The 3,559-nt window shown below is 39.8% G+C and carries 4 protein-coding genes; all 4 read left to right on the top strand.

Translation table 11 applies throughout. The annotated features are described in order from the left end of the window. Positions 1–757: DegT/DnrJ/EryC1/StrS family aminotransferase (locus tag JU82_RS11865; RefSeq protein ID WP_294892360.1), on the top strand; the 757-nt coding region annotated here is incomplete at its 5' end. Then, positions 735–1,109, top strand: a complete 375-nt coding sequence (locus JU82_RS06325; protein ID WP_037948225.1) for a GtrA family protein — start codon at positions 735–737, stop codon at positions 1,107–1,109. The genes JU82_RS11865 and JU82_RS06325, both read left to right, overlap by 23 nt. A gap of 12 nt (positions 1,110–1,121) precedes the next feature. Continuing rightward, positions 1,122–2,054, top strand: a complete 933-nt coding sequence (locus tag JU82_RS06320; protein WP_037948221.1) for a glycosyltransferase family 2 protein — start codon at positions 1,122–1,124, stop codon at positions 2,052–2,054. After that, on the top strand, positions 2,047–3,559 hold a 1,513-nt coding region (locus JU82_RS06315; protein WP_294892356.1), incomplete at its 3' end, for a hypothetical protein. The genes JU82_RS06320 and JU82_RS06315, both read left to right, overlap by 8 nt.

Here is a 3,559-nt window from a genome sequence, read left to right as displayed (position 1 = left end):
GGACAATTGTGATGCTCTCGGCTCTACCTATGAAGGAAAACCGACAGGAACGTGGGGTGATATCGGAACCAGCAGTTTTTATCCTCCGCATCACATGACGATGGGAGAAGGGGGTGCAACCTATACGGATAACCCGCTGCTTAAAAAAATTATGCTCAGTATGCGTGACTGGGGGCGCGACTGTTGGTGTGAAAGCGGTATTGACAATACGTGCGGATGCCGTTTTTCACAGAGTTTCGGAACTTTGCCGAAAGGGTACGATCATAAATACGTTTACAGCCATTTTGGATTCAATCTCAAGGTTTCTGATATGCAAGCGGCTATCGGCGTCGCACAGCTTGAAAAATTTCCGACGTTTGTCGAAAAACGTAAAGAAAACTTTGCCAAGCTGTACGATGGACTCAAAGATTTGGATGCGTTGATTCTCAATGCTGCTACTCCCAACAGCGATCCAAGCTGGTTCGGATTTATGATTACTCTCAAAGAAGGGGTCAAATTCAGCCGAAACCAACTTGTAGAACATCTTGAAAATGCCAATATTCAAACGCGTAATCTTTTCGCCGGCAATATGCTTCGCCATCCGATGTTTGACAGTATGGTACGCGGTAGTGATTACCGCGTCATAGGCGATCTTGCTAATACGGATAAAATCATGAACGACAGTTTCTGGATCGGTCTGTATCCGGGAATGGGTGATGAGGCTATTTCCTATATGGTTGACAGCATCAAAGCTTATGTTACAAAAGCAAATTCTTAAATTTATAGCCGTAGGGGTAGTCAATACCCTCTTCGGCTATGGAATATACGCATTTTTTATATTTCTCGGGCTTCATTATATGTATGCGGTACTGTTTGCAACGATTGCAGGAGTTCTTTTTAATTTTAAAACCATCGGCCGCTACGTATTTGATTCCAATGACAGCCGTTTGCTGCTCAAATTTATTATGGTGTATGCCGTCGTTTACGGGATGAATATCGGATTGATACGCTTGTTCACCCAATGGAGTATTGATTATTACACGGCAGGTTTTTTAGCCGTTGTACCCTGTGCTGCGATATCGTTTATCTTAAATAAGCGATATGTGTTTAGAACAAAAGTCATGCAATAAAAGGAAAATCAAATGAAAAAAATCAGTATCGTAACCCCTTGCTACAATGAAGAAGACAACGTTCAAGAGTGTTACGCACAAATCAAAAAAGTATTTGATAATTTGCCGCAATACTCCTATGAGCATATCTTTATCGATAATGCTTCGACCGATAAGACCGTTAAGTTATTAAAAGGCATCGCAGCACAAGATAAAAATGTCAAAATCATTGTCAATAGCCGGAACTTCGGTCATATTCGCTCGCCCTATTATGGAATGTTGCAGGCTACCGGAGATGCAGTGGTAATGTTTGTCGCCGATTTGCAAGATCCTGCGGGAATGATTCCTGATATGCTCCAAAAATGGGAAGAAGGCTATAAAAGCGTTGTGGGCGTCAAGCGGACAAGCGAAGAATCATCGCTCATGTTTAAAATTCGTAAACTGTATTACAAAACCGTCAATAAGCTTTCGAATATCAGTTTGATCGATAACTTTACGGGATTTGGACTATATGATCGCAGAGTAATTGAAATCATCAAAGAGATGGATGATCCGTATCCGTATTTTCGGGGAATGATTCCTGAAATCGGCTTGGAAATTTTCGAAATGCACTACGATCAGCCCATACGGGTACGAGGAATTACCAAAAATAATTTTTATACTCTTTACGATATCGGCATGCTCGGTATTATCAGCCATTCGCAGGTACCGTTGCGGATCGCTACGATGGCCGGATTTTTGGTATCGATCCTGAGTTTGCTCATCGCATTTATTTATTTTATACTTAAACTCGTCTTTTGGGACACGTTTAGCGTCGGTATGGCTCCGATTGTGATCGGCCTTTTTTTCTTTTCTTCCGTGCAACTTTTTTTCATCGGGATAATCGGAGAATATATCGGTTCGATTCATACGTATGCAAAACGCAGAAAATTGGTGATCGAAAAAGAGAGAGTAAATTTTGTTTAACATTTCTTCCTTGAAAGAGTCTATTACTGCAAATAGATTTGTAGTTTTTGTAGTATTGTCTGTTATTTTTAACATAGCGGTTTTGTCAAATCTATTGCAGAGCGATTATTTCGGGGATGATCTATACAATTTTCAGGCATTGGGACTGATTCCGTCAGTTTATCCCTCCATTACCGATTTTACGGTTCGAAGTATTATCGGATGGATGGACCTCGGGCGTTTTTTCCCCGGTGCTTGGTACGCGTATTACTTGTTTGCATTGTGTGACACGCTGTACTCGTACAAGCTGTTTGTTCTTCTTGTGACTGTAACCAATATCAGTTTGTTCGCTTATTTGATCTATCTTTGGACAAAAGACAAATATACTTTTTTATTGATTCTGATTGTAACTCCGCTTTTTTTTCAGTATCGCTATTATCACGATCCCATGTTGTCTTTTCATGGGCTGATACAGGTTTTATTTATCTACACGACTCTGTCGCTTATTTTTTTGATAAAGTATCTTCAAGGATCGCCAAAATATCATTATTACCTAAGTCTGTTTTTCTTTACGCTGTCGTTGTTGACGTATGAAATCAGCTATGTTTTTATTTTGTTGTATGTTCCTGTCGCTTTGTCTTATCTAAATCTTAAATCTGATTTTAAAAGATTGATGGTATTAGGGACGCCGTATCTGTTAATTTTGGTCGGCCTGACACTTTACACGTTGTACATAAGATCTAATCTCCCCCCCGGCTGGAATCCGTATATACCAACTTGGGATTTATCCGCAATTCTTATCACCTATTTCAAACAGACTGTTTCGGTGATTCCGACAACCTATTATTGGGTATTCGAAAATCATTCGGACTTTTTTAAACATATCGAATACCGTTATGTTGTCTTTGTTTCCTTATTCGTATTTATTTATATTTTTGCCTTTTCGTTCAAAAAAACGGTTGTAACCCATAAAAATTTAATTTTTATGGGTTTTTTGCTGCTGTTGCTTCCCGGGCTGCTGATTTCCATATCCCCAAAATTTCAGGAGGGAATTAACAAAGTTGATTTCGGTCTGGCCTATTTGCCGATTTACATACAGTCTTTTGGGGCATCGTTGTTGTCGGCATTGGCAATAAGAAAGTTATCGGCTACAAAATATCATGTTGCCGCAGTCGCCGTGTTGTCTGGCATTCTCATCGTCCATTTGGTCAGCAACAACGCTGTTATTGAAAAAGTGAATAAACCCTACAAATCCAAAAGAGAAGTGTTGTCTTTATTCTTGTCCGGTACGTACGGGCAAAATCTAGAAGACAATGCCACGATACAGTTTGCCTATGAAAGCCCGCTGCATACAAATGAATTTTTAAATATGTACACCGGAAAAAACTTGCATGTTGTCATCGCACCAAACGAAAAGTACGATTATCAACTGTGGTACGATGAAATCAATCCAGAGTTTATGGCGATAAACATCAAGAAGCAAAGCACGGGAATTGAGCGTATCTATGTGTATAAGAAAAACGGTG

Origin of the sequence: Sulfuricurvum sp. MLSB (assembly GCF_000747095.1) — a bacterium.
Taxonomy (GTDB): Bacteria; Campylobacterota; Campylobacteria; order Campylobacterales; family Sulfurimonadaceae; genus Sulfuricurvum.
Note: the sequence above shows the minus strand (reverse complement) of the source record. Positions and strands in the feature narration are given on the sequence as shown.

Bases quoted from the DNA above. Each gene is read 5' to 3' on its own strand.
- JU82_RS06325 (WP_037948225.1), top strand. From the start codon at position 735: ATGTTACAAAAGCAAATTCTTAAATTTATAGCCGTAGGGGTAGTCAAT.
- JU82_RS06320 (WP_037948221.1), top strand. From the start codon at position 1,122: ATGAAAAAAATCAGTATCGTAACCCCTTGCTACAATGAAGAAGACAAC.